This is a genomic window from Kaistia granuli DSM 23481 (assembly GCF_000380505.1).
GTDB lineage: Bacteria > Pseudomonadota > Alphaproteobacteria > Rhizobiales > Kaistiaceae > Kaistia > Kaistia granuli.
The window spans coordinates 522284-546789 of record NZ_AQYH01000010.1 but is presented as its reverse complement, the minus strand read 5'-3'; the positions used below and the strand labels follow the sequence as shown (position 1 = coordinate 546789).

Below are 24506 nucleotides of genomic sequence, written 5' to 3'. Positions count from 1 at the left end.
CGATCGTGACGACAGCGCGTGCCGCGCCCAAAACGGACATGGCCGCGCAGAAGCGCGGCCATGTCTCGTGTTTTCCAGGCGACCGGCTTGTGCCGATCCGCCTACGCCTTGCGGCGGCGCGATTTGGCGAAGGTGTCGAAGGCGACCGCCAGGACGATGATCACGCCGATGATGATCTGCTGGATGTAGGACGAGACGTTCATCAGCACGAGGCCGTTCAGCAGAACACCGATCAGGATCGAGCCGATCACGGTACCGAAGATCGTACCGACGCCGCCGAACAGCGAGGTGCCGCCGATGACGACCGAGGCAATCACGGTCAGCTCGTAGCCGGTGCCGGCCACGGCCTCGGCGGAATTCAGGCGGGCCGACAGCACGAAGGCGCCGAGGCCGGCGAAGAAGCCCATGATGACGTAGACGCTGCAGATCACCCAGTTGACGTTGAGGCCGGATAGCCGCGCCGCTTCCGGATTGCCGCCGACCGCATAGACCTGCCGGCCGTAGCGCATGTAGCGCAGCGCGATATGGGCCAGCAGCGCCGCGACCAGGAAGATGATGACCGGAACCGGCACCGGGCCGATCTTGCCCTGGCCCCACCAGGTATAGTCGGGCTGGAAGCCGGAGATCGGGCCGCCGGCGGCGAACAGCAGCGCCGCGCCGCGGAACACCGACATGCCGCCCAGCGTCACGACGAAGGGCGGCACCTTCAGCCGCGTGATGGCGAGACCCTGCAGCATCCCGCCGCAGACGCCGACCGCGATCGCGGCGAGTGCTGCCAGCTGCCAGCCATAGCCGATAACGCCCTCGCCTACCGTGAAGCGGTCCTGCATGCCGCCCTTGGCGACGGCGGCGGCGACGAGGCCGGCGAAGGCCAGCAGCGAGCCGATCGACAGGTCGATGCCGGCGGTCAGGATGACGAAGGTCATGCCGATCGCCAGCAGACCCGTGATCGACACCTGCCGCATCACGTTGAACAGGTTGATCGACGACATGAAGCGCGGTTCGAGCACCGCGAAGATGATCATCAGGGCGATCAGGAAGATCAGCGGCGCAAACCGCGCCAGCGCCCCGAACAGGTCGAAGCCCGCGTTTTCCGCCGTTTCTCGTTTCACGTCCGTCATTACCGTATTCCTTGTTGGGTCACGCAGCTCGGCCGGCGGCGCTGAGCGTCATCATGGTCATCAGCTTTTCCTGGGTCGCGTCGGCCCGCATGACCTCGCCGGTGACGCGCCCTTCGCGCATCGTGACGATCCGGTCGGCGACCGCGAGAACCTCGGGAAGTTCGGACGAGATGGCGATCACGGCGATGCCGGAGCGGGCCATCTCGAAAAGCAGATTGTGCACCTCGACCTTGGCGCCGATGTCGATGCCACGGGTCGGCTCGTCGACGATCAGCACCTTCGGCCGCAGCGCCAGCCAGCGGGCCAGCACCACCTTCTGCTGGTTGCCGCCGGAGAGATTGCCGACGGCCTGGTCGATGCTCGCCATGCGGATGTTGAGCAGCTTGCGGTATTCCTCGACGAGACTGCGCTCCTTGCGCTCGTCGATGAACAGGCCGAAGCGGTCGATGCGGTCGAGGGCGGCGATCGAGAGATTGGTGCGGATCGCCTGGCTCAGGAACAGCGCCTGCTGCTTGCGGTCCTCCGGCACCAGGCCGACGCCATGCTTGATCGCATCGCGCGGCGAGCGGATGTCGACCGGCTGGCCGTCGATCAGGACGCGGCCGGAATCGAACGGATCGGCGCCGAAGATCGCCCGGGCCGTCTCGGTGCGCCCCGCCCCGACGAGGCCGGCAATGCCGAGGATCTCGCCGCGCCGCACATGGAACGACACGTCCTGCAGCTCGGTGGCGTGCGGGTCGTGCGCGCTGCGGCGGCGGGTCAGCCCTTCGACGGCGAGCGCCACCTCGCCGGCGCCGCTATCCTCGCGATGGGCGAACAGCGCGTTGACCTCGCGGCCGACCATCAGGCGGATGATGCCGTCGATGGTGATCTCGCTGACCTTGCCGGCGCCGACATTGCGGCCGTCGCGCAGCACCGTGAAGCGATCGCAGATCTCGATCACCTCTTCGAGCCGGTGGGTGACGAAGATGATCGAGATGCCTTCCGACTTCAGCTGGCGGACGATGCGGAACAGCTTGTCCACCTCGGCCAGGCTGAGCGCCGAGGTCGGCTCGTCCATGATGATGACGCGCGAATGCATCGACAGGGCCCGCGCGATCTCGACCATCTGCTGCTCGGCGACAGAGAGGTCGCGTACCAGCGTCATCGGGCTGCGCTCGAGGCCGATGCGGCGGATCAGCTTCAGCGTTTCCGCCGCCATCTTCGACCAGTTGAGGAAGAGGCGGGAACCGGGCTCGCGACCGATGAAGACGTTCTCGGCGATCGTCATGTCGGGGGCGAGCGTGAATTCCTGATAGATCGTGACGATGCCGAGCTTCTGGGCCGCCTGCGGCGTCGGCAGGGTGACGTCGTTCCCCTCGAACGAGATCGTGCCGCGGTCCGGCGATTGCGCGCCGGCGAGGATCTTCAGGAGGGTCGACTTGCCGGCGCCGTTCTCGCCAAGCAGCGCGTGGATCTCGGCGGGCGCGATCTCGAGATCGACGCCATCGAGCGCCTTGACGCCGGGAAAGCTCTTGGCGATGCCGGTCATCTTCAGGAGGATTTCAGGATCGGTCATCGGTCTTCGCTTGCGATGGAGCACGGGAACGTCCGCCCTCCCCGACAGGGGAGCGAGCGAGACGGCAGGACGGGATGGCGCGGCGGGCGCGCCTGAATCCGATATCGAAATGTCCGGCGCGGCGCGTCGTGGAAGATCCGGGAGGCCCCTCGGCGTGGCCGATGCGAGGGCCAGAGACGACAAAGGCGTTCCGCGCGCTGACCGCGCGAAACGCCCTCGCCCCGGATCCCGGGGACTACTTCAGTTCGCTGAGACGCTCGGCGACGTTGAGGTTGTCCTTGGTGATCGCGACCGGCGTGAGCAGGGTGAGTGCCTCGGCCGGCTTCTTCTGGTTCTTGATGAAGTCGACGAGCATGTCGACGCCCATGGCGCTCTGCTTGCCCGGGAACTGCTCGATCGTGGCGGTCAGGCCGCCGTCACGAACCTGGCCGAGCGCTTCCGGCAGAGCGTCGAAGCCGATGATGGCGATGCCCGAGAGATTGCGGGCCTTCACCGCTTCCATCGCGCCGAGCGCCATGTCGTCATTGGCGGCGACGATGACCTTCGGGGCTTCCGGCAGGGCGGCGAGCGCCGCTTCGGTGACCGAGAGGCCCTTGGCGCGATCGAAGCCGGCCGTCTGCTCGAACACGATCTTGTACTTGTCGGCCGCCTTGTCGAGGACGTTGTGCAGGCCCTTGTTGCGGTCGATCGCCGGCGAGGCGCCCGACTGGCCCTGCAGGTTCACGATGGTGGCGCCATCGGGATAGAGCTTCATGATCAGCTCAGCCTGGGCTTCGCCGCCCTTGACATTGTCGGCGCCGATATGACCGAGAATGCCTTCAACCTGCGCGACGCGACGGTCGACGGTGACGACCGGAATGCCGGCCTCGACGGCCTGCTGCAGCGCCGGCGCCATGGCGTCGACTTCGTTCGGGCTGATGACGATGCCCTTCACGCCGCGAGCGATCGCCGCTTCGACGTCGGCCGTCTGCTTGGGCGAGGACACCTGGCCATCGCTCTCGATCGCCGTGACGCCCTGCTTCTCGGCCTCGGCCTTGAATGCGTTCATCATGTGGACGAAGAACGGGAAGGTCAGGCCCGGGACCGAGGTCAGGATCTCGATCTTTTCCTGCGCGACCGCCTGCGTCGGCGCGGTGGACATGGCCGCGAGCGCGATCGCACCGGCAGCAAGCACTGACCTTGCAATATTCGACATTCTATTTCCCTCCCATGCCCTCTTTGAATTGGGGCTGAAGGTGAGCATGCCGCAGGTTGATCCACCATTCAAACGGATTTATGAACTTTGCACGCGCTGAGCAAAAGACGGCCAATCTCATCTCGCACTGCACAAATAGACGAAGGCGGGTCCTCTGGGTCATCCATGCCCGGATACTCTCTCGCCTCTACGGCAGACGCGAACAGGAAAGGGTCGAAATGGCATCGCCAGCGCAGGCGGCATGCATCCCTGGCGGTGGATCAGTGGAACTTCGATCCCGCCCTTGATATGCACGCGAGACCATGAACGACTTCGTCGAACGCGCGCTCACCCATCTACGCCAGCTCTCCGCACCGGCACCGGACGGCGCGGCGCATCCGATCACGCTGAATTTCCACCCGGATATCGGCGTTGCAGACAGCACGGTCATCGAGTTCCTCGCCCAGCATGGCACCTATCGCTCTCAGTTCGAGACAGGCACCAGCAGCGGCGGTCTGACGGCCTATCGTGGCGGCGACCGCTGGAATTGGGAGAGCCGGATGTTCGGAGGCGCCTATGACGACGGCGATCCCTCCTTCCGGCCGAAATATGGCGCCCTGAACTATCGCGACGATCCCGTCGGCGGATCGCGTCGCTTCGGCTCCTCCCATTTTCGCCTCGCGCCCCATGTCCGCTCGCGCACATCGTTCTGCTATCCGGACAGCCATTGGCAGCCGAGCGATTTCGCCGTCGGCGATGCCGGCCCGCTCGTCACCATGGCCAAGGCGAATAGCAGGGACCTCGATCCGTGGCTGGACAACTACATCGAAGCTCACGTCCATGGCCCCCTGCATATCGACAGGGATGTCGACGCCCTCGTCCTCGATCCCTCGTTTCGAGGCACGATGATCGAGGAAGTCGCGGGTTCGCTCGGCTGCACGGTGGAATGGCACGACGGCTTTCGCTTGCCCCTGGAGCGGATCGCCGACTGCGAACAATTTCGGGGACCGGACGCCGCCAGCGCCATCGCGCGGATCGCGGAGAGCGGGATCGTGACGCCGGAGATCCTGTGGCGCGCCCGCGATCGCCGGCTCGACTACCAGACGGCGAAATGGGTCTGGCATTGCATGGCGCGATACGGGCACCCCTGAGCACCGACGGCCCCTATCGCGTCTTCGCGTAACCAGCGCCGCTCCGTGCGCTCACCGGTCCAGCTCGGCCAGCGCCAGCGCGGCGACCCGGAGCGCCAGGTCGGGATCGGTGCCGTCCTCGACATGCCAGGCCGCCGACAGGCCGGCATAGGCCAGGATCCACTGCAACAGTCGCCGGCGATCCAGCCCGGCCGCCGCCGCGACGATGCCGGCCTGCCGCGCCAGGCGGCCGGGCGCGAGCGCCACGGCGGCGTCGGGATTGCAGAAGAGATTGGCGAAATCGAAGCCGCGTTCGCCCAGAAGCCGCTTCGGGTCGATCGCGAGAAAGCCGCGCCGGCCGGCATCGAGCACGTTGTCGTGGTGCAGATCGCCATGCAGCACGCCGATGTCGCGCGGGCTGTCGAGCAGGGCCCGCGCCGTCGCGGCGGCTTCGGCGAGCACACCGCCCTGCCCGGCCCCGGCGAACAGGGCGCGAAACCGCGCGTCGAGCGGCTGCAGCGCCGGCGGCGGCTCGGAGCGCGGCGCATGCAGCCGGGCCGCGACGGCGCAGAGGATGGCGCTGGCCTCGTCGTCCTCCCCCCGCCGCGCCATATCGGCGAGCGAGCGCGAGCCGACGGCGCGCTCCATCAGGAGCGCGTCCTCGTCATGCGCCACGACCCGTACGGCGCCGTCGCCATTCCACCAGAGCATCAGCAGCCCGCCGAAGCGTTCCTCCTCGGCCTGCGAGACCTTCAGCATCAGCGGCTCGCCGTCGCGACGGACGGGCAGCAATTCGCTGGTATGGGTGACGACGGGCGCTCCGTCCGGCACGAGCGACCAGCGCCGCAGATAGATCTCGAACGGCGTGGCAGCGTGCGACATGCGGTCCCTTTCATCGCTGGCGGCTTCATCCGGCGCTCCCGCGCTATCACCGGCCGCTCCCGCGCGGCATACTCCGGTTTTGATTCCTGATGCGATAGCGAGATGACTGAAGAAAATCCCAATACGCCCCAGATGGATTCCCCGTCCTACCGCCTGCCGGCCCTCGATAGCGATTTCCTGCTCGGCGATTCGATGCGCGGCGTCCGTTTCCTGCTCGAATATGCCAAGGCCGAGGAAGTCCTGCGCCGGTGGGGCGTGCGCTCGACCATCGTCGTGTTCGGCAGCGCCCGCATTCACGAGGACGGTGTCGGCGAGCATTCGCGCTGGTATGCAGAAGCCCGCGCGGTCGGCCGTATCGTCTCGGAGCGCGGCGGCGCCCTCGTCTCGAACGGCACCTTCCGCGACAACGTCATCGCCACGGGCGGCGGCCCCGGCATCATGGCAGCGGCCAATCGTGGCGCCGCCGAAGCCGGCGCGCCGACGATCGGCTTCAACATCACCCTGCCGCACGAGCAGGTTCCCAACACCTATTCGACGCCGGAACTCACCTTCCGCTTCCACTACTTCGCCATGCGCAAGATGCATCTCGCCATGCGGGCGAATGCGCTCATCGTGTTCCCGGGCGGCTTCGGCACCTTCGACGAGCTGTTCGAGATGCTGACGCTGCGCCAGACCAACAAGGCGCCCGCGATCCCGATCGTGCTGTTCGATCGCGCCTACTGGACCAAGGTCATCAATTTCGAGGCCCTGGTCGAGGAAGGCATGATCGCCGCCAGGGATCTCGAGCTGTTCGATTTCGCCGAGACGGCCGAAGAGGTCTGGGAAAAGCTCGCGGCCGCCGGCGTCGGCCTGCATGAAGGCGAGCAGGCGGGCGAATAGCCGCCGCCGCTGCGTGATCCCTCGCGCGACTTGTCGCGCCGGGGATCGCCGGATAATCCTTCGGGACGCCGCGCCATCCGGCCCGCTGCCCGAAGGAACCGCCATGACCCCGCTTGCCGCGCTCTTCGCCATTCTCGGGGCCCTGCTGATCGGGGCGATCAGTCCCGGTCCGAGCTTCGTCTTCGTCGTGCGGACGGCCGTGGCGCAGTCGCGGGCCGACGGCATCGCCGCCGCCCTCGGCATGGGCGTCGGCGCGATGATCTTCGGCACGCTCGCTCTGCTCGGCCTGCGCACGCTGATGACCGAGGCGGCCGGCCTCTACACCGTGCTGAAGATTGCCGGCGGCCTCTATCTGGTCTATCTGGCGGTCCGGATCTGGCGCGGCGCCAAGGACCCGGTCGAAGTGGTGCGCAATGGCGGCTCGGGCGGCAGCAGCCTCGGCCACTCCTTCGGGCTGGCGCTCGCCACCCAGATGAGCAATCCGAAGATCATCGCCGTGTTCGGCGCGGTCTTCGCGGCGCTGCTGCCGGCGGCAAGGCCGCTCTGGCTCGACCTCACGCTGCCTACACTCATCTTCGTCCAGGAAACGGCCTGGTACGCGCTGGTGGCGCTCGCCTTCTCGTCGTCGCGGCCGCGCGCACTCTATCTCGGCGCCAAGAGCTGGATCGACCGCGCCGCCGGCGCCGTGATCGGCGTACTCGGCATCCGCCTGCTGCTCGAAGCGCGCTGATCGGGATGTCGGGGCCAACAGCCACGCTGTTGCGCCGCGCCCTCAACCGGGCGCTGCTGGCCCGCCAGATGCTGCTCGAACGCGTCGACCTACCGGCCGAGGCGGCGGTGGAACATCTGCTCGGACTGCAGTCGCAGATCCCCGGCAATCCCTATGTCGCGCTCTGGTCGCGGCTGCGCGATTTCGATCCCGAAACCGTCTCGGAACTTACGCGCTCGCGAAAACTCGTCCGCATCGCGCTGATGCGCGGCACGCTGCATCTCGTCACCGTCCGGGACGCGCTGTGGCTGCGCCCTGTCCTGCAGAAGGTCTTCGAGCGCAACATGACGCCCGGCAGCGTCTACGGGAAGGCCCTGGCCGGCGTCGACATGGCGGCGCTGATGGAGACGGGCCGAAGACTACTTGAAGAAAAACCACGATCCAACAAGGAGTTATCCGACGTTCTTGCGCCTCATTTTCAGGACAGGGACGGCCATGCGCTGTCGCAGGCGGTGCGCGCGATCCTGCCGCTGGTGCAGGTGACGCCGCGCGGTCTCTGGCGCCAGGGCGGGCTGGCGATCTCGACAACGATCGAAAGCTGGACGGGCGAGCGGCTTGCCGAGGACGATGCGCCGGATGCGATGATCCCGCGCTATCTGGCCGCCTTCGGACCGGCCTCGGTCGCCGACATGCAGGCCTGGTCGGGGCTGACGCGGCTCGCCGGCGCGCTGGCGCGGCTCAGGCCGCAACTTGTCGAATTCCGCGACGAGGACAACCGCATTCTCTACGACCTGCCGGATGCACCCAGGCCCGGAGCCGATATCGAGGCCCCGGCGCGCTTCCTGCCGGACTACGACAACGTGCTGCTCGGACATGACGACCGGCGCCGCATCCTGGAAGATGCCCACCGCGCGCACTTCAAGAAGGAGAACGGCCTGCTGCCGGCGTTCCTGCTCGACGGCATGGCGGGCGGGAGCTGGCGGCTGGACCGCGACAAGGGCCGGGCGACGATGACGATCACGCCGCTGGTGAGGCTCACCGGCAAGGACCGCTCAGCGTTGGCACGGGAGGCAGAGGCCCTGCTCCCCTTCCTGGAACCAGACGCGACGGCGCACGAAATCCGGTTCGTCGACGCGCGCTGAGCGCGTCGACGTTCCTTGTCCCGAAGGGATCAATCAGTAGCCGGCCATGCGGCGGTATTCGGCCGCGCGGGCCGCTGCCTGCGACGCCGGCACCAGCGCATAACCGCGCTGGCCCATGCAGGCCTCGGCGGCGCGCAGGGCGGCGTTGTCGCCCGGCGCCTGGACGCAGGCGGCGCGGTCGGCGGCGAACTGATCGGCGAGCGCCGGATTGGCGCGGCCGCTCTGGCCGTCGCGGCGAACCCAGGTCAGGGCCTCGGAGGTCGACAGGCCGGGAGGCGCCGAAACCTGCACCGGTTGCGACGAGACGCAGCCAGCCAAGGCGACAGCAGCCAGCACTGCGATCACTGCGGGAATTCTATGAATCATGGGAAATTTCTCTGTTCAAAGCGTTTCGTTCGGGGGCCGACGCCGGACGCGACGATACATGGACGGCGAAGACTAGCAGCATCACGTCGGAATTGCGACAGAACGGCGCTTCTATCCCTCGTCTCCCCAAGCCTCAATGGGTGGATGCCGGCGCGGTTCCATCCTTGTCGTGCTCGCCGAAGCGCTCGACCATGGTGGCGCTGGCGGCATTGAGACCGACGACCTCGACGATCCGGCCGCGGGCCCGCGCCTTCAGGACGACGCGGTCGAGCGCGGAAATCGCCGAAATGTCCCAGAAATGGGCAGCTCCCACATCGATGACGATGCGCTCCAGCTCTTCCTGCAGGTCGAACGCCTCCGACAGCGTGCCGGCAGAAGCGAAGAAGACCTGGCCCTCGACGCGGTAGGTGCGCGTCGTGCCGTCCGGCGACAGCGTCGAGGTCACCCGGCTCAGGCGCGCCACCTTGCCGGCGAAGAAGACGCCGGAGAGCAGGACGCCGACCAGCACGCCCTTGGCGAGATCGTGCGTGGCCACCACCGTGCCGACGGTGGCCAGCATGACGACCGACGACGGCAAGGGATTGCTCCGGAGCCGCGCGATCGAGCGCCAGGAGAAGGTGTTGATCGACACCATGATCATCACCGCCGTCAGCGCCGCGACAGGCACGACCGCCAGAAGGTCCTGCAACGCCACCAGCAGGACGAGCAGGAAGACGCCGGCGACCAGGGTCGACAGCCGGCCGCGCGCGCCGGACGAGACGTTGATCACCGACTGGCCGATCATGGCGCAGCCGCCCATGCCGCCGAACAGGGCCGACGCCATGTTGGCGATACCCTGGCCGGCGCATTCGCGGTTCTTGTTGCTCGGCGTATCCGTCATGTCGTCGAGGATCTGCGCCGTCAGCAGGGATTCGAGCAGCCCCACCGCCGCCAGCGTCAGCGCCACCGGCATCAGGATGCGCAGCGTCTCGAACGTGAACGGCACGTCCGGCAAGGCGAAGCTTGGCAACGCCGAGGGCAGTTCACCGAGATCCGCCACGGTGCGGACATCGATGCCGAACACCGCCGCGACCGCCGTCACGACGACGATCGCCACCAGCGGCGACGGCACGGCGCGGGTCACGCGCGGCAGCAGATAGATGATGGCGAGCCCCAGCGCGATCAGCCCGTAGGTGGCCGTCGGCACATTCACCAGCTCCGGCAGCTGCGCCATGAAGATCAGGATTGCCAGCGCGTTGACGAAGCCGGTCATCACCGATTGCGACACGAAGCGCATCAGCCGTCCTAGCTTGAGCAGCGCCGCGAGGATCTGGAAGACGCCCATCAGGATCGTGGCGGCGAAGAGATACTGGATGCCGTGGTCGCGCACGAGGCCGGTCATCAGAACGGCGGTCGCCGCGGTGGCGGCCGAGATCATGGCCGGGCGGCCGCCGGTGAAGGCGATCACGCAGGCAATCACCACGGAGGCATAGAGGCCGATCTTCGGATCGACGCCGGCGATGACCGAGAAGCCGATCGCCTCGGGGATCAGAGCCAGCGCAACGACGAGGCCTGCGAGCGTGTCGCGACGGATGTTGGAAAACCAGTCGCGACGGACGGTGGAGGAAAGGTTCATGGGTTGGAATGCTTCGCGGCAGATGCACGTATCGACACGGCCAGGACGGCGGTGAGGAAATCCATCAAGTCATCTGCGTGGTCCGGCGGATCGGCGGCCGGAAGAGCCACCCGGATTTGCACCGGGTCCAGTCGAATACTCCCCTCTTAGCCGGAGCTTGCGTGCCGATGCAACAGCATCGCGGCAACGGCACTGTCCTGCCGATACGGAATCGGCCGGACGAGGACCGGCCGGCTGTCGGAACAACCACCCATTGTACAATTTCGTCGCCGCTATATCTCGTGTAGAACCATGGTTCCCCAGCGGAAGGAGGCCGGAATGAGCGATCTTGCAAGCCGTTTCGTCTGGTACGAGTTGATGACCACCGACACCGGAAGCGCCAAGGCGTATTACGGCTCGGTGGTCGGATGGGGCACGCGCGACGCCTCGCAGCCCCACATGGCCTACACGCTGTTCACGGTGGGTGAAAACCCGGTCAGCGGGGTGATGAACCTGCCGGAACAGGCTCGCCAGATGGGTGCGCCACCAAGCTGGATCGGCTACATTTCGGTCGCGGATGTCGACGCCGCCGCCGCCAAGGTCAGGAGCCTCGGGGGTACGGTGCATGTGCCGCCCGCCGACATTCCCGAGGTTGGACGCTTCGCCGTCGTCTCGGACCCGCAAAAGGCCGTGTTCACGCTGTTCACGCCGCTGCCGATGCAGGGCGGGGAACCCGAACCGCCGGCGATGGGGACGCCCGGCTATGCCGGCTGGCACGAGCTCTATGCCGACGATTGGGAAAAGGCGCTCGACTTCTACGGGACGATGTTCGGCTGGCAGAAGGCCGAGGCGATCGACATGGGCGAGATGGGCACCTACCAGCTGTTCGCGGTCGACGGGCAGCCGATCGGCGGCATGTTCAACCGGCCGCGCTCCGTGCCGGCGACATTCTGGCTGTTCTACTTCAACGTCGACGATATCGACGCGGCGGTGACGCGGGTCGAGGGCGGCGGCGGCAAGGTTCTGAACGGCCCGATGGAGGTGCCGGGCGGCGCCTGGATCATCCAGTGCGAGGACCCGCAAGGCGCCATGTTCGCCCTGGTCGGCGCCCGCATCCAGGCCGGAGCCTGATCCAGCCAAGGCCGACCGCCCCCGTCTCGGCCACGACAGAGGCGGTTGGCTTCAGCGGAGCCCTGACGTCCGCCGGCCGGCTCAGCCGGCGGCGCCGGAAGCGCGGCTGGCGTTGGCGATTTCGATCAGATTGCCGTCGGGATCGCGGATATAGATCGACAGGATCGTGCCCATCGCGCCGGTCCGAAGCACCGGCCCGACTTCTATCGCAATGCCCATCCGCGCAAGATGCGCCTCGACGTCCTCGAGCGGCGTGCTGGCGAGGAAGCAGAGATCCGCAGAACCCGCGACCGGGAACCTCGCCCTCGGCTCGAGCTCCTGCCCGACCTTGTGCAGATTGATCTTCTGTCGGCCGAAGCGAAGTGCAACCCGTCCCGATTCGAAGGTCTCGACCGTCATTCCAAGAACGCGATCGTAGAACTCGCAGGTGCGCTCGATGCTCGCGACTGTCAGCACCAGGTGATCCAGATGGTCGATGACGATCATGCTTCTCTCCCTTTGCAGCAAAAACTCCGAATGATGCATATCGACATGCACTCGATACCTTTCCAACCCCGGTGCCCCCTCATTTCGGCGCCGGCATCAGCCCCTCGAAGTGGCGGAGGAGATCGGTCGGCAACGGGAAGACGATGGTCGACGTGCGCTCGCCGGCGATGTCGTGCAGGGCTGCGAAATAGCGAAGCTGCATCGCCTGTGGCGCGCGCGCGAGGATGCGGCCTGCCTCGACCAGCTTCTCCGCCGCCTGCTGCTCACCCTCGGCGTTGATGACCTTGGCCCGGCGCAGGCGCTCGGCTTCGGCCTGCTTGGCGATGGCGCGCACCATGTTGTCGTTCAGGTCGATATCCTTGATCTCGATATTGGCGACCTTGATGCCCCAGGGTTCGGTCTGCCGGTCGAGGATCGACTGGATGTCGGCGTTGAGGCGGTCGCGCTCGACCAGCATCTCGTCGAGCTCGTGCTTGCCGAGCACCGAGCGAAGCGTCGTCTGCGCCAGCTGACTGGTCGCCGCCATGAAGTCCTCGACCCGGATGATGGCGCGCTCGGGATCGATGACGCGGAAATACAGCACCGCATTGACCCGCACCGGCACGTTATCGCGCGAGATGACGTCCTGAGGCGGCACGTTGTGGACGATGACGCGCAAATCGACCCGCACCATCTGCTGCGCGAAAGGCACCAGGACGATCAGTCCCGGTCCCTTGACGCCCGTGAAGCGGCCAAGCGTGAAGACGACGCCGCGCTCGTATTCGCGCAGGACGCGGATCGCCGCCAGCAGGAAGACGACCAAGAGGACCAGGACGATCAGATAGGGCACATAGATCAAGGTCATGGCAGTTCTCCATCGCGTTCGGCGTCGTGGCCGACCGGACGGCGCACCGACAGGCTCAGGCCGTCGATCGCCGACACCTCGACCGTTTCGCCGGGATTGAAGGCCTCGGCGCCGCGCGCCTGCCAGCGCTCGCCATGCGCGAAAACATGGCCCTCGCCGCCCCGCCAGTCGATCACCTCGGCCGGCATGCCCAGCATGGCGTCGCCGCCCACCGGGGAAGGTCGCTTGCGAATGCGCCAAAGGGCGCGCGCGGTGAAGGCGGACAGGCCGAAGACGAGTATCGCGACAGCGCCGACGATGGACCACGACAGGGTGAAGCCCGGCGCCTCGACCCTGAGCAGCATCGCCGTGCCGAGCAGGAAGGCGACGAGCCCGCCCAGCCCCAGCACCACGGTCGGATTGAAGATTTCGATGGCGAGGAAGGTCAGTCCGATCAGCATCAGGGCGAGGCCGGCATAATCGATCGGCAGCAGGTTCAACGCATAGAAGCCGAGCAAAAGGCAGATCGTGCCGATGACCCCGGGCGCGATCAGGCCGGGGCTCATGACCTCGAACAGCAGGCCGTAGACGCCGACCAGCATCAAGAGGACGGCGATGTTGGGATCGGTGATGACGGACAGCAGCCGGATCAGCCATCCCGGGTCATAGGCCTCGACCGCGATGCCACGCGTGGCGAGCGTCCGCGTCTCGCCGCCCGCCACTTCGACCGTGCGGCCGTCGATCCGGTCGGTCAGTTCCGCCTCGTCGCGCGCCACCAGATCGATCGCATGGGCTTCGAGCGCGGCGTTGGCGGAAAGGCTCGCCGCCTCGCGCACCGCCTTTTCGCCCCAGTCCGCATTGCGGCCGCGCAATTCGGCGAGGCTGCGGATCAGGGCGACCGCGTCATTGGTCGCCTTGGCGATGCCGGCGTCCGGTGCCGCCTCCTTGGGCGCCTCTTCCCGCTTGCCGCCGCCGGGCAAGCCCGGAATGGGCGGCCCGAGCTCGATCGGCGTCGCGGCGCCGATATTGGTGCCCGGCGCCATGGCGGCGATGTGGGTGGCGTAGAGGATATAGGTGCCGGCGCTGGCGGCATGCGCGCCCGACGGAGCGACATAGCCGATGACGGGAATGCGGGAGGCGAGGATATCGACCAGGATTTCGCGCATGCTGGCGACGAGACCGCCCGGCGTGTTGAGGCGCAAGATGACGATCTCGGCCTGCCGCGCCACCGCGGCCTCGAGCCCTTCCTTCACCGCGCGCGCCGTCGCCGGACCGATGGCGCCATCGATCTCGATCCGTAGGGCAGCGCGCGTCCCTCCGCCTGCTTCCGGGGCGGATGGCCGCGCGGCGGCCGGAAGCAGGACGAGGATGGCAGCGGCGAACGCTGCGAGAAGGGCCACGCGCGCAGGTTTCACGGCGGATGCTCCCTGCACAACATATGGGTGTCCCCGACGCCCGCTTCCACTCTATCAGCGACGGACGGACGGCAATCGCCGGCCGCACGCTAAAATCGCCATCGCCTCGCCGCCGCTTCTGCGCTAATCTGTCGCAGAACGGGTCGCGGTGCGGCTGGGCCACAAGGCATGTCCGAGCCAGGACTGGCGTTCGCTTATCTGGGGGGCAGATCCGGAGAGCACGTTCATGGCCGCACCAATCAGTGAGACTTCGGCCCATTCCCATCTCATCACTGGGTCGACTTCGCCGGACGCCAGCATGCCGGTCGTCCGACACATCTCCGTCCAGGACATCAAGGACGCGCTGAAGGAGGGATGGGACGATTTTTCGGCCTATCCAACCCACGCGATCTTCCTGATCGTCATCTATCCCGTCGTCGGCCTCTTCATCGGCCGGGCGGTGTTCGGATCGGACATCCTGCCGCTGCTGTTTCCGCTGATGGCGGGCTTCGCCCTGCTCGGCCCATTCGCAGCCCTCGGGCTCTACGAGTTGTCCCGCCGCCGGGAACAGGGCCTCGACGTCTCGCTGCCGCAGATCCTCGAAGCGCGCCATTCCCCGTCGATGGGCGCCATACTGATGCTCGGCGTCGGGCTGATGGTGATCTTCTTCGTCTGGATCGCCGTCGCGCAAGCGATCTATGTCGCCAATTTCGGCTATACGCCGGCGGCCTCGATGCCGGACTTCCTGCATCGCGTGCTGACGACGCCGGCCGGCTGGGCGCTGATCCTCGTCGGCAACGGCGTCGGCTTCCTGTTCGCCCTGATGGTGCTGACGATCAGCGTGGTGTCTTTCCCGCTGCTGCTCGACCGCGACGTCGGCCTGGCGCCGGCCATCCTGACCTCGATCCGCGCCGTGCTCGCCAATCCGGGACCGATGGCGCTCTGGGGCCTGATCGTCGCCGTCAGCCTGGCGCTCGGCTCGATCCCGCTGTTCTTCGGGCTCGCCATCGTGCTGCCGGTGCTCGGCCACGCAACCTGGCACCTCTATCGCAAGGTCGTCGTCTAGCCCCGCAAGGCCTGACCGGCGATCCCAGTCTTCAAGACAAGGTCGGCGCTAACCGCGCCGGCCTTCCTGTTTCCAGATGTCGTGCAGTTTGATATCCGGCGGCTCGCCATTGGCGCGCACCCAGCTGTCGACCACCCAGCGCTTGCCGCTGGCCGTCTCGACGATCGTGGCGGTGTTGTGCGGATAGCGGCCGTCGAACAGCACGCCGCGGCTGGCGGAGGGGCCAACCGTGTGGTGCCGCAACCAGCCTTGCTTGGCCAGAAGCTTGAGCAGCGTCGTCGTATTGGTCATCTCGTCGACGCAATCGAGCTGCGACAGCGGCGTGTAGAGCCCGAACTCGCCCTTGGCGTCGTCGCCCGAGGTACCGGTCTGCGCGCCGGCCTTGCGCTCGTACCACTGGTCGGCGCGCGAGATCGCGGCGCGCTCAGCCGCCGGACTACCCCGTCCCACATCCAGGATCCGCTTCAGGGCGGCGAGATCGCCGCTGGAGAACGTCACGGGCGAGCGCATCTTGCAGCCGAAGCCATGGCAGTAGCGGATCTTGACCGGAGCCAGGCCCTGGGCAGCGGCGGGACCGGCAAGCGCAAGGATGAGCCCGGCGACGAGGCCGCCGAGGGCGCTTCTGTTCAACATCCGATCTTCCCCGCACGGTTCGCTGGTGAGTGGCCGCAGGCGGCCCGAACCGGCCTTCATACTGGCCCAGTGATGCCCGCTTGAGCAATATTGCAGTGCAATATTTAATCAGAATCGATTGCTGCCCTGCATCATATGCAAGACAGCCATGCGAATTCTCGCAGTGCTCCTTTGCGCGGGCTTCTCCTATATTCGGATCAACAAGGACGGCGGGACCGAAACAGAACTTCCCCGCTGCCCCAGATGTCCGATTGTCCGAAGGAATATGACCGTGTCCGTGAACATCCTCGCTTCCTACAAGAACTGGCGCAAGTACCGCGAGACTTATGGCGAGTTGATGCGCCTGACGAACCGCGAGCTCAATGACCTTGGTATCAATCGCGGTGACATCACCCAGATTGCCAAGCAGTCGGCCGGTTACTAAGCCGATACGAAATTCGCGCGGGAACAAACCTCCTCCCTTGTTCCCTGCGATCCGGCGCTAGCGAACCTCCTCCCTCGCGAAGCGCCATCAGAAGAGACGCCCGCCGACCTCCTCCCCGGCGGGCGTTTCCTTTTGTCCGGGCCGAACCGGCATTTGCGCGGTTGTCCGAACCGCTCCGGCGCAATAATCTCCGCGCCATGAAAACAGATCCAATTCACATCATCGGCGGCGGACTGGCCGGCACGGAAGCTGCCTGGCAGATCGTCAATCGCGGCATCCCCGTCGTCCTGCACGAGATGCGGCCCGTCCGCGCCACGGATGCGCACAAGACGGACGGCCTGGCCGAGCTCGTCTGCTCCAACTCCTTCCGTTCGGATGACGCCGAGACCAATGCGGTCGGCCTGCTGCATGCCGAGATGCGGATGGCCAATTCGCTGATCATGCGGATGGGCGACAGCAACCAGGTGCCTGCGGGCGGCGCGCTCGCCGTCGATCGCGACGGCTTCTCACAGGCCGTCACCAAGGCGCTGGAAGACCACCCGCTCGTCACCATCGACCGCCGCGAGATCGACGGCCTGCCGCCGGCCGAATGGGACAATGTCATCGTCTCGACCGGCCCCCTCACCTCGCCGGCGCTGTCCGAAGCCATCCGCGACCTGACCGGCGCCGATTCGCTCGCCTTTTTCGACGCCATCGCGCCGATCATCTATTTCGACTCGATCAATATGGACGTTGCCTGGTTCCAGTCGCGCTACGACAAGGTCGGGCCGGGCGGCAACGGCGCCGACTACATCAACTGCCCGATGGACGAGGCGCAGTACAACGCCTTCCTCGACGCGCTGATCGCCGGCGACAAGACCGATTTCAAGGATTGGGAAGCCTCGACGCCGTATTTCGACGGTTGCCTGCCGATCGAGATCATGGCGGAGCGCGGCCGCGAGACGCTTCGTTTCGGCCCAATGAAGCCGGTCGGCCTCACCAATCCGCGCAACCCGACCGTCAAGGCGCATGCCATCGTCCAACTCCGCCAGGACAATGCGCTCGGCACGCTCTACAACATGGTCGGCTTCCAGACGAAGCTGAAATACGGCGCTCAGACCGACGTGCTACGCATGATCCCCGGGCTCGAGAACGCCCAGTTCGCGCGCCTCGGCGGCCTGCACCGCAACACCTTCCTGAACTCGCCGAAGCTGCTCGACCCGTTGCTGCGCCTCAAGGCCCAGTCGCGGCTGCGCTTCGCCGGCCAGATCACCGGCTGCGAAGGCTATGTCGAATCCGCCGCGATCGGCCTGCTGGCCGGCCGCTTCGCCGCCGCCGAGCGTCTCGGCGAAGTGCCGGTGCCGCCGCCCGCTACCACGGCTTTCGGCGCCCTGCTCGGCCACATCACCGGCGGCCACCTCGTCGACGAGGAAGCCGGCAGCCGGTCGTTCCAGCCGATGAACGTCAATTTCGGTCTGTTCCCGCCGGTGGAGATCCCCAAGGAGCCGGGCGTCAAGCTGCGCGGCACCGACAAGACCGTCGCCAAGAAGAAGGCCCTGACGGCGCGCGCCCGCGCCGATGCCGCCGCCTGGCTGAACGGCCCGGCCTCCGTCGCCGCCGCCGAATAGCCCACGGACCGTCCGGCGCGCTCGGCATTGCCGAACGCGTCGGCACTCCGTAAAGTAACCCTTGTCTATCAATGCCCAGATTGAGAATTCGCATGCGCTAGAACCGCCGACACGGGGAAGCCAGACATGCAGTCCAATGTGCATTCCAGGCGTCGCCCATGACGCGGCGCTTTCTTCTGATGCTGATCAAGCCGTCGCATTATGACGACGACGGCTATGTGATCCGCTGGCATCGCTCGATGATCCCGTCCAATTCGCTGGCGAGCCTCTATGGCCTCGCCTCCGATTGCGAGGCTCGCAAGGTGCTCGGCGAGGACGTCACCCTCGATATCCGCGCCATCGACGAGACCAACACCCGCGTCCGGGTCGAGCGGATCGTCGAGGAGTTCCGCCAGAACGGCAATTTCGGCCTGGTCGGGCTGGTCGGTGTCCAGTCGAACCAGTATCCGCGCGCGCTAGATCTAGCCCGGCCGCTGCGGGAGGCCCGTATTGCAGTCGCCATGGGCGGGTTTCATGTCTCGGGCTGCCTCGCCATGCTGCCAGACCTGCATGTCGACCTGCAGCAGGCGCTCGATATCGGCGTCAGCCTGTTCGCCGGCGAGGCGGAGGAGCGTCTCGACCGCGTGCTGCTCGATGCCGCCGCCGGGACGCTGGAGCCGCTCTACAATTACATGAAGGAGCTGCCGAGCGTCGAAGGCACGCCGCCCCCCTTCCTGCCCGCCGGTTACGTGACCCGCACGCTGGGCGGCAACACCTCGTTCGACGCCGGCCGCGGCTGCCCGTTCCAGTGCTCGTTCTGCACGATCATCAACGTCCAGGGCCGCAAGTCGCGCCGCCGCTCGCCCGACGACATCGAGAAACTCATCCGCGAAAACCTGGCGCAGGGCATCCACAACTACTTCATCACCGACGACAATTTCGCTCGCAACAAGGACTGGGAGATCATCCTCGACCGCATCATCGCGCTGCGCGAGAAGGAAGGCATGTGGATCGGCCTGATGGTCCAGGTCGACACGCTCTGCCACAAGATCCCGAACTTCATTTCGAAGTGCAAGCGCGCCGGCGTCAGCCGCGTCTTCATCGGGCTGGAGAACATCAACCCCGACAACCTGATGGCGGCGAAGAAGCGGCAGAACAAGATCACCGAATACAGGAAAATGCTGCTCGACTGGAAGCACGTGGGTATCATTACCTATGCCGGCTATATCCTCGGCTTCCCGAACGACACGCCGGAGAGCATCCGCCGCGACATCGGCATCATCCAGCGCGAGCTGCCGCTCGATATCCTCGAATTCTTCTTCCTGACCCCTTTGCCCGGCTCCGAGGACCACCAGACCCTGCACCGCAAGGGCGTGGCGATGGACGCCGACCTCAACAAGTACGATTTGGAGCATGCCGTCACCGGCCACAGCCAGATGTCGCAGCAGGAATGGGAAGGCATCTATCGCGAGGCGTGGCGGCTGTTCTATTCGCCCGAGCACATGGTGACGATCCTGCGCCGCGCCGCCGCCACCGGCGTTCGGACCAAGAGCATCCAGAAGCTGCTGATCTGGTTCTCGACCTCCGTCGACGTCGAGCATGTGCACCCGCTGCAGGGCGGGGTCATCCGCTTCAAGGACCGGCTCGACCGCCGTCCCGGCCTGCCGATCGAACCCGCCTGGCGCTTCTACCCGCATCATGCCTGGGAGACGCTGTCAAAGAGCGCGAAGCTGATCTGGCTGGGATTGAAGCTCGAACGCGAGCGCCGCCGCATCGAGGCGATGCCCGACAAGAAGAGCTATATCGACGCGGCGCTGATGCCGGTTGTCGACGACGAGACCGAGACGCTGGAGATCTTCAACCAGAACGAGGCCGCCCGCGGCGCTGTCCGCCATGCCCACCAGATCGACCTGCTGACGCATGGCGCTGCCTGAGGGCAACCCGGCACCCGCTCGCCGTCATCCCGGACGCAGCGAAGCGGAGATCCCGGATCCATCCGTCCGCATTATGGAACGGCCGGCCGCTTGGCGCGGCGGGGCAGCGTCAGCCCGCGACGGACGCAGACTGGACGCCGAGCCCCGGACGTCCAGTGCCGGACCTAGAACGTGCCCTTCCGGGCGGCGCGCCAGAGCCACCATTGCCGCTTCCATTGCGGCGGGTCGATCGCCATCGTGAACGGGTTGTAGTCGGACCGGTCCATCAGTCTCAAGACCGGCTCGACGAGCGCCACCGGCAGGAAAGCCGGCCTGGCGACCGGATCAGCGGCGGCCAGCGCCTTGCGGCCGGCCTCGAGATGCCGACGCGCCGTGGCGCGCAGATCGGCGAGCAACCGCAGCAGTTCCGGCGTCGTCCGGCCGGCGAAGACGTCCGCTCGCTGAACTCCATGGCGCTCCATCATGTCGGCGGGCAGGAACAATTGCTGCCGGCGCGCGTGATAGGGCAGCGCCCGCATCAGCCCGGCCAGCGCCTGCGCCACGCCGGCATGGCCAGCCGCGTCAGCCGTGCCGGGATCGCGACCACCGGCCAGCACCAGGGCGGCAAGCTGGATCAGCGCCGAGGCCGTCTCGCCGGCATAGCCTTCGAGATCGGTCAGGCTCGGCATCGGGTCGTTGTAGAGATCGAAGATGTGCGCGGCGACCAGATTGTCGAAGGCGGCGCGCGGCAGGTCGTTGAGGCCGATCGTCTCGAGCAGCGCCGCCGCGACCGGATGACCGGCCACGTCGCCGCGCGCGTCGCCGGTCAGCACGTCGCGCCACCATTGCAGGCGGATCTCGCCCGGCATCGGATCGCTGACGAGCTCGCGCACGCGGACGACCTCGAGATTGAAGGCATGCAGAGCGAACAGATAGCGCCGCTTCGCTTCCGGCGCGAACAGATCGGCGAGGAAGCGGTCGCGGTCGTGCGCGCGCACTTCATCGGCGCAGAGGGCGAAGACATCCATGATTGAAACCGATCAGAGGACGACGAGCGCCGCCGCGACAGGGCGGCCCTCGGCGAGCAGGATATTGTAGGTTCGGACCGCCGGGCCCGTCCCCATCACTTCGACGGCGATGCCGCTCTCGCGCAGCCGCTCCCGCAGCGGCTTCGGGAAGACGGCGATGTCGCGGCCGCAACCGACGACCAGCACGGCGATGTCGGCGGCTTCGGCGAACACATCCGCCAGCGAGTCCTCGGTGATCTCCGAAGCGCTCGCCACCGGCCAGCCATAGATGCCGCTTGGCAGGCAGAGCAGCGAGCCCGGATGCGACATCTCGGCGAAGCGGAACACCCCTTCGCCGTAGACGTCGATCGGAGCCTGACCCGGAAAATGCTGGGCCCGGAGCGAAACCGACGGTCGCGTGAAAAGCGCCATGACGCTCAGGCCTTGCCGGCCGCCTCCGCATCCTGCTTCTTGGTCATCTGGTCCTGGCGCAGGCCGAAATAGATCAGGATCGGCGCGGCGACGCAGATCGACGAGAAGATCGCCGCCAGCACGCCGAAGATCATGGCCAGCGTGAAGGCCTGGATAACCTCGCCGCCGAAGATATAGAGCGACAGCAGCGCGATCAAAGTGGTCACCGTGGTGATCACGGTACGACCCAGCATGTCGTTGATGGCGCGGTCGATCAGGTCGCCGAGCGGGATCTTCTTGTACTTGCGCAGCGTTTCTCGAATTCGGTCATAGACCACGACCGTGTCGTTCAGCGAGTAGCCGATGGTCGTCAGGATCGCGGCGAGCGAGGTCAGGTTGAACTCGTGCTGCGTGACGACATAGAAGCCGAAGGTCATCACCACGACGTTCGCCGCCGAGATGATCGATCCGACGGCGAACTGCCATTCGAACCGGAACCACACATAGACGGCGATGGCGGCGAAGGTGACGAGCATGGCGAGTCCGCCATTGAAGGCGAGCTCGCCCGAGACGCGCGGACCGACGATGTCGATGCGGCGGAACTCGGCCTCGCCCTCGAGCGCCGCGCGGATCTTGCCGACCGCCGCCTGCTGGGCTTCCTCGCCGCCGGCCTGCTGGCCCATGCGGATCAGGACCGAGTTGTCGGCACCGATCGTCTGCACCTGCACGTCGCCAAGGCCGAGATCGTTCAGCGTCGAACGAAGCTTGCCGAGATCCGGCTTCTCGTCCTTGGTCTGGATCTCGATGACAGTGCCACCGAGGAAGTCGATGCCGTAGTTCGGGCCAACGGTGAAGAACAGCACCACCGACATGATCGACAGGAACGCGGCAAGCGGGAACGTCCACTTCCGCATCCGCATGAACGGGATGTTGGTGTTGTCGGGAACGATGCGAAGATAAGCCATGTTTCTGTCCTCGCTTCAGAGCGTGATCTTGGTCGGACGGCGCCAGCGCACCCACATCGCGACCATGAGGCGGGTGAAGGTGAACGCCGTGAACATCGTCGTCGCGACGCCGATGGCGTGCGTGACGGCGAAGCCGCGGATCGGACCCGAGCCGAGGTAGAACAGAACGAGGGCCGCGATCAGCGTCGTCACGTTCGCGTCGAGGATGGTACCCAGCGCCTTGTGGAAGCCGGCGTCAATCGAGGCGATCGCGGATCGTCCCGCTCGGAACTCCTCGCGTATGCGCTCATAGATCAGAACGTTCGAATCCACCGCCGTTCCAACGGTGATGATCACGCCGGCGATACCGGGTAGCGACAAGGTCGCCCCGAGCAAGGTCACCACCGCGAAGATCAGGACAACGTTGACGATCACGGCGATGTTGGCGAGCCAGCCGAGGAAGCCGTAGGTCATCACCATGAAGGCGCAGACAGCGATCGTGCCGATGACGGCCGCGATCTTGCCGGCGCGGATCGAATCGGCGCCAAGGCCCGGGCCGATGCTCCGCTCCTCGACGATCGTCAGCTTGGCCGGCAGCGAACCGGCGCGCAGCAGGATGGCGAGGTCGTTGGCGGACTGGATCGAGAAATTGCCGCTGATCTGGCCGGAGCCACCGAGGATGGGCTCCCGGATGACCGGTGCCGAGATCACATGATCGTCGAGGACGATGGCGAATGGCCGGTTGACGTTCTTCTGCGTGACTTCACCGAAGACACGGGCGCCGGCGCTGGAAAGGCGGAAGGAAACGACCGGCTCGTTGGTGCGCGAGTCGAAGGTCGCCTGCGCGTCGGTGAGGTCTTCACCGGTCAGCAGCGGCAACTCCTCGACGACATAGGGAACCGGCGGCGTGTCGGTCGAATCGAGAACCAGCGTGCCCGGCTTGCGGGTCGCGGCATCCGGCGCGACGCCGGTATCGACGAGATGGAAGGTAAGCTGGGCGGTCTGGCCGACCAGGGCCTTCAGGCGCTCCGGATCCCCAAGGCCAGGGGCCTCGACCAGGATACGGTCGGAACCCTGGCGCTGGATCGACGGCTCGACCGTGCCGAGCTGGTCGATACGACGGCCGATGACCTCGATCGACTGGTCTACGATCTGGCGGACGCGCTGGTCGAGACCGGCCTGCGTGTAGCCCATCTTCACGACGCCATCGCTGCCGATCTCGAGATCGAATTCGTTGACGCCGGGACCGCCGAGCGCCGACGTTCCGAGTGGGTTCAGCAGCAGATCGAGCCGCTTCTTGACCTCGGGAAGCTGCGAGAGATCGCGGACGCGGAACTGTACGCCCTGCCCCTGCACGCCGAGGCCGGAATAGCCGATGCGCGGCTCTTCCAGCATCGCCTTGCGGATGTCGCCGACAAGCGAGCGGAGGCGCTTCTGGACATAGTCCTGCTTGTCGACCTCATAGAGCAGATAGGCGCCCCCCTGGAGATCCAGGCCGAGAACCAGCTGCCGCTTGGGCACCCAGCTCGGCCAGGAATCGACGGTTTCCTTAGAGAACAGATTGGGAAGTGCGATGACAAACCCGGCCAATACGACAGCCAGGATCGCAATCATCTTCCAGCGTGTGAAGTGCAGCATGGAAACCGTTCCAGTCGATTTCGGCCCTTAGGCGGGCCGTTTCATCAGGGGAGCGTGAGGCGGCTTATTCGCCGTCCTTGGCCGGCTCGCCCTTGGCGCGCACATCGGCGATGGCAGCACGCGACACGCGAACGCGCACGCCCTCGGCGACTTCCAGCAGCAACTCGGAATCGTCCACGACCTTGTTGATCTTGCCGATCAGGCCGCCCGAAAGCACGACCGTGTCACCACGACGGGCGCCCTTGATCATCTCCTGGTGCGCCTTCTGCTTCTGCCGCTGCGGCCGAATCATCAGGAACCACATGATGGCGAAGACGAAGATGAAGGGGACGAACTGAATGAGCAGGTCGGCTCCACCGGCGGAAGCGCCGGCGGCCTGTGCGAAGGCGGGTGTAATGAACATGAAAATAGAAGCTCCCTGTGGCGTTGGCGGGTCCGCTGATGGCCCGTCGGATCAAGACGCGTGGTTTGCGCCGACCTTCACATAGGGAGAGA

24 protein-coding genes and 1 other annotated feature are annotated in these 24506 nt (G+C 66.3%); of the genes, 9 read left to right on the top strand and 15 right to left on the bottom strand.

Annotated features, from left to right (window positions below):
- Nucleotides 1–101: 101 nt before the first annotated feature.
- The 3 genes from G342_RS0117685 to G342_RS0117675 all read right to left on the bottom strand — a co-directional run bounded on the left by G342_RS0117685 (nucleotide 102) and on the right by G342_RS0117675 (nucleotide 3874).
- Nucleotides 102–1121, bottom strand: a complete 1020-nt coding sequence (locus G342_RS0117685) for an ABC transporter permease (protein WP_018184506.1) — start codon at nucleotides 1119–1121, stop codon at nucleotides 102–104.
- 19 nt (nucleotides 1122–1140) lie between these two features.
- Nucleotides 1141–2679: a sugar ABC transporter ATP-binding protein gene (locus G342_RS0117680; RefSeq protein WP_018184505.1), complete on the bottom strand. Its 1539-nt coding sequence runs from the start codon at nucleotides 2677–2679 to the stop codon at nucleotides 1141–1143.
- A 235-nt stretch (nucleotides 2680–2914) separates the two neighbouring features.
- The gene (locus G342_RS0117675; RefSeq protein WP_051094292.1) at nucleotides 2915–3874 is read right to left on the bottom strand and encodes a substrate-binding domain-containing protein; all 960 of its coding nucleotides are present in this window, start codon (nucleotides 3872–3874) and stop codon (nucleotides 2915–2917) included.
- Nucleotides 3875–4176: 302 nt separating this feature from the next.
- Here G342_RS0117675 and G342_RS0117670 point away from each other — a divergent pair, with 302 nt between their 5' ends.
- A complete protein-coding gene (locus G342_RS0117670) occupies nucleotides 4177–5004 on the top strand; it encodes a DUF3626 domain-containing protein (RefSeq protein ID WP_018184503.1) in 828 nt (275 codons plus the stop codon).
- 51 nt (nucleotides 5005–5055) lie between these two features.
- On the opposite strand, the gene G342_RS0117665 is transcribed toward G342_RS0117670, so the two are convergent.
- Nucleotides 5056–5865 carry an aminoglycoside phosphotransferase family protein gene (locus tag G342_RS0117665; protein WP_018184502.1) on the bottom strand — a complete coding sequence of 270 codons (810 nt, stop codon included), beginning with the start codon at nucleotides 5863–5865 and terminating at the stop codon, nucleotides 5056–5058.
- A 132-nt stretch (nucleotides 5866–5997) separates the two neighbouring features.
- On the opposite strand from G342_RS0117665, the gene G342_RS0117660 reads away from it, so the two are divergent.
- From G342_RS0117660 to G342_RS0117650, 3 genes are all read left to right on the top strand, one after another.
- On the top strand, nucleotides 5998–6744 hold the full coding sequence (locus tag G342_RS0117660; RefSeq protein WP_018184501.1) for an LOG family protein: 747 nt from the start codon (nucleotides 5998–6000) through the stop codon (nucleotides 6742–6744).
- Nucleotides 6745–6847: 103 nt separating this feature from the next.
- Complete coding sequence (locus G342_RS0117655) at nucleotides 6848–7474, top strand: LysE family translocator (protein WP_018184500.1); 627 nt, start codon at nucleotides 6848–6850, stop codon at nucleotides 7472–7474.
- A 5-nt stretch (nucleotides 7475–7479) separates the two neighbouring features.
- Nucleotides 7480–8595 carry a winged helix DNA-binding domain-containing protein gene (locus G342_RS0117650; RefSeq protein WP_026304566.1) on the top strand — a complete coding sequence of 372 codons (1116 nt, stop codon included), beginning with the start codon at nucleotides 7480–7482 and terminating at the stop codon, nucleotides 8593–8595.
- 33 nt (nucleotides 8596–8628) lie between these two features.
- Here G342_RS0117650 and G342_RS0117645 read toward each other — a convergent pair whose 3' ends face one another.
- Entirely contained in the window at nucleotides 8629–8961 is a 333-nt protein-coding gene (locus G342_RS0117645; RefSeq protein WP_156830994.1) for a hypothetical protein, read from the bottom strand.
- 133 nt (nucleotides 8962–9094) lie between these two features.
- Complete coding sequence (locus G342_RS0117640) at nucleotides 9095–10576, bottom strand: SulP family inorganic anion transporter (protein ID WP_018184497.1); 1482 nt, start codon at nucleotides 10574–10576, stop codon at nucleotides 9095–9097.
- Nucleotides 10577–10652: 76 nt separating this feature from the next.
- Nucleotides 10653–10708: a sequence feature (sul1 is cis-regulatory element that is thought to sense ions involved in sulfur or methionine metabolism; They are found in Alphaproteobacteria), on the bottom strand.
- Nucleotides 10709–10894: 186 nt separating this feature from the next.
- On the opposite strand from G342_RS0117640, the gene G342_RS0117635 reads away from it, so the two are divergent.
- A complete protein-coding gene (locus G342_RS0117635; RefSeq protein ID WP_018184496.1) occupies nucleotides 10895–11686 on the top strand; it encodes a VOC family protein in 792 nt (263 codons plus the stop codon).
- Between the two features lie 81 nt (nucleotides 11687–11767).
- On the opposite strand, the gene G342_RS0117630 is transcribed toward G342_RS0117635, so the two are convergent.
- From G342_RS0117630 to G342_RS0117620, 3 genes are all read right to left on the bottom strand, one after another.
- Nucleotides 11768–12172 carry a VOC family protein gene (locus G342_RS0117630; RefSeq protein WP_018184495.1) on the bottom strand — a complete coding sequence of 135 codons (405 nt, stop codon included), beginning with the start codon at nucleotides 12170–12172 and terminating at the stop codon, nucleotides 11768–11770.
- A gap of 79 nt (nucleotides 12173–12251) precedes the next feature.
- Nucleotides 12252–13016, bottom strand: a complete 765-nt coding sequence (locus G342_RS0117625) for a slipin family protein (protein ID WP_018184494.1) — start codon at nucleotides 13014–13016, stop codon at nucleotides 12252–12254.
- Entirely contained in the window at nucleotides 13013–14395 is a 1383-nt protein-coding gene (locus G342_RS0117620) for an NfeD family protein (RefSeq protein WP_018184493.1), read from the bottom strand. Before G342_RS0117620 ends, G342_RS0117625 begins: the two co-directional genes overlap by 4 nt.
- Nucleotides 14396–14708: 313 nt before the next feature.
- Here G342_RS0117620 and G342_RS24535 point away from each other — a divergent pair, with 313 nt between their 5' ends.
- A complete protein-coding gene (locus G342_RS24535; protein WP_018184492.1) occupies nucleotides 14709–15455 on the top strand; it encodes a DUF2189 domain-containing protein in 747 nt (248 codons plus the stop codon).
- Nucleotides 15456–15503: 48 nt separating this feature from the next.
- Here the strand turns inward: G342_RS24535 and G342_RS0117610 are convergent, their stop codons facing one another.
- Complete coding sequence (locus tag G342_RS0117610) at nucleotides 15504–16088, bottom strand: hypothetical protein (protein WP_018184491.1); 585 nt, start codon at nucleotides 16086–16088, stop codon at nucleotides 15504–15506.
- A gap of 277 nt (nucleotides 16089–16365) precedes the next feature.
- Between G342_RS0117610 and G342_RS25750 the strand changes: the two genes are divergently transcribed.
- The 3 genes from G342_RS25750 (at nucleotide 16366) to G342_RS0117595 (ending at nucleotide 20032) form a co-directional block, all read left to right on the top strand.
- The gene (locus tag G342_RS25750; RefSeq protein WP_083931279.1) at nucleotides 16366–16512 is read left to right on the top strand and encodes a DUF1127 domain-containing protein; all 147 of its coding nucleotides are present in this window, start codon (nucleotides 16366–16368) and stop codon (nucleotides 16510–16512) included.
- Nucleotides 16513–16709: 197 nt separating this feature from the next.
- Nucleotides 16710–18119 (top strand): methylenetetrahydrofolate--tRNA-(uracil(54)-C(5))-methyltransferase (FADH(2)-oxidizing) TrmFO, encoded by a 1410-nt coding sequence (trmFO, locus tag G342_RS0117600; protein ID WP_026304564.1) that lies wholly within the window; start codon nucleotides 16710–16712, stop codon nucleotides 18117–18119.
- A gap of 158 nt (nucleotides 18120–18277) precedes the next feature.
- Nucleotides 18278–20032, top strand: a complete 1755-nt coding sequence (locus G342_RS0117595; protein WP_018184488.1) for a B12-binding domain-containing radical SAM protein — start codon at nucleotides 18278–18280, stop codon at nucleotides 20030–20032.
- A gap of 164 nt (nucleotides 20033–20196) precedes the next feature.
- Here G342_RS0117595 and G342_RS0117590 read toward each other — a convergent pair whose 3' ends face one another.
- From G342_RS0117590 to yajC, 5 genes are all read right to left on the bottom strand, one after another.
- Nucleotides 20197–21039, bottom strand: a complete 843-nt coding sequence (locus G342_RS0117590) for a phytoene/squalene synthase family protein (RefSeq protein ID WP_018184487.1) — start codon at nucleotides 21037–21039, stop codon at nucleotides 20197–20199.
- 12 nt (nucleotides 21040–21051) lie between these two features.
- On the bottom strand, nucleotides 21052–21450 hold the full coding sequence (locus tag G342_RS0117585) for an Mth938-like domain-containing protein (RefSeq protein WP_018184486.1): 399 nt from the start codon (nucleotides 21448–21450) through the stop codon (nucleotides 21052–21054).
- Between the two features lie 5 nt (nucleotides 21451–21455).
- The gene (secF, locus tag G342_RS0117580) at nucleotides 21456–22394 is read right to left on the bottom strand and encodes a protein translocase subunit SecF (RefSeq protein ID WP_018184485.1); all 939 of its coding nucleotides are present in this window, start codon (nucleotides 22392–22394) and stop codon (nucleotides 21456–21458) included.
- A 15-nt stretch (nucleotides 22395–22409) separates the two neighbouring features.
- Nucleotides 22410–24011: a protein translocase subunit SecD gene (gene secD, locus G342_RS0117575; protein ID WP_018184484.1), complete on the bottom strand. Its 1602-nt coding sequence runs from the start codon at nucleotides 24009–24011 to the stop codon at nucleotides 22410–22412.
- A 64-nt stretch (nucleotides 24012–24075) separates the two neighbouring features.
- Nucleotides 24076–24414: a preprotein translocase subunit YajC gene (yajC, locus tag G342_RS0117570; RefSeq protein WP_018184483.1), complete on the bottom strand. Its 339-nt coding sequence runs from the start codon at nucleotides 24412–24414 to the stop codon at nucleotides 24076–24078.
- Between the last annotated feature and the right edge of the window lie 92 nt (nucleotides 24415–24506).